At 68.1% G+C, this 832-nt stretch carries 1 pseudogene; it reads left to right on the top strand.

The window, feature by feature from the left end:
• Positions 1-548: pseudogene (locus tag BQ8420_RS27090) on the top strand (Crp/Fnr family transcriptional regulator); the annotation flags it as partial.
• Positions 549-832 lie beyond the last annotated feature (284 nt).

Genomic DNA, 832 nt, shown 5'->3' with positions numbered 1-832 from the left:
TCGAGGCGCTGCGTGAGCGTCAGGAGTACGAGATGCTCAACAACCGCGATTTCGGTCTGTTGCACAACGCGTCGTTGCAACAGCGCATCCACACCCGGACGGGCCCGCCCACCCCCGACGACCTCGACGAACTCGTCGCCACGGTGTGGAAGGAGCCGACCTTCCTGCTGGCGCACCCGCGCACCATCGCCGCGTTCGGTCGGGAATGCAACCGCCGTGGCCTCTACCCGCAGAGCGTCGACATGTCCGGCCACAAGGTTCCCTCCTGGCGGGGCATCCCCATGCTGCCGTGCAACAAGATCCCCGTCACCAAGGAGCGCACCAGCTCGATCCTCATCATGCGGGCCGGCGAGCAGAACCGCGGTGTGGTCGGCCTGCACCAGACAGGGATCCCCGACGAGTACGAGCCCGGGCTGTCGGTGCGCTTCATGGGCATCAACGACCAGGCGCTCATCTCCTACCTGGTCAGCACCTACTACTCCGCGGCCGTCCTGGTGCCCGACGCGCTGGGTGTCCTGGAGGACGTCGAATTGGGACGCGCGGACTGAGAACCTCCACCGCGCGGTCGACGGAGACCGATCGGACGCCGTCCCCACGGCGACCCCGGCCGGTCCCGTCGACCCGCCTCACCGTCCCCGGCGGCGCCCGTGACCCGGGGCCGAACACCCCGGGTCGTGACCGCGCACGCACCGACAACGCTCAGCAGGATTGGTGGCTCTTGCCATGACAGTGACGGAATCCAGCACCGACGCCTCGCGACGAACACCGACCGGTCTCAGTCTGGGGACGTCGGCGGCGCGGAATTTGTCGACGACGACGAAGTCGGCTCCTC

It is taken from the genome of Nocardiopsis sp. JB363, assembly GCF_900143625.1.
Lineage (GTDB): Bacteria > Actinomycetota > Actinomycetes > Streptosporangiales > Streptosporangiaceae > Nocardiopsis.
Note: the sequence above shows the minus strand (reverse complement) of the source record. Positions and strands in the feature narration are given on the sequence as shown.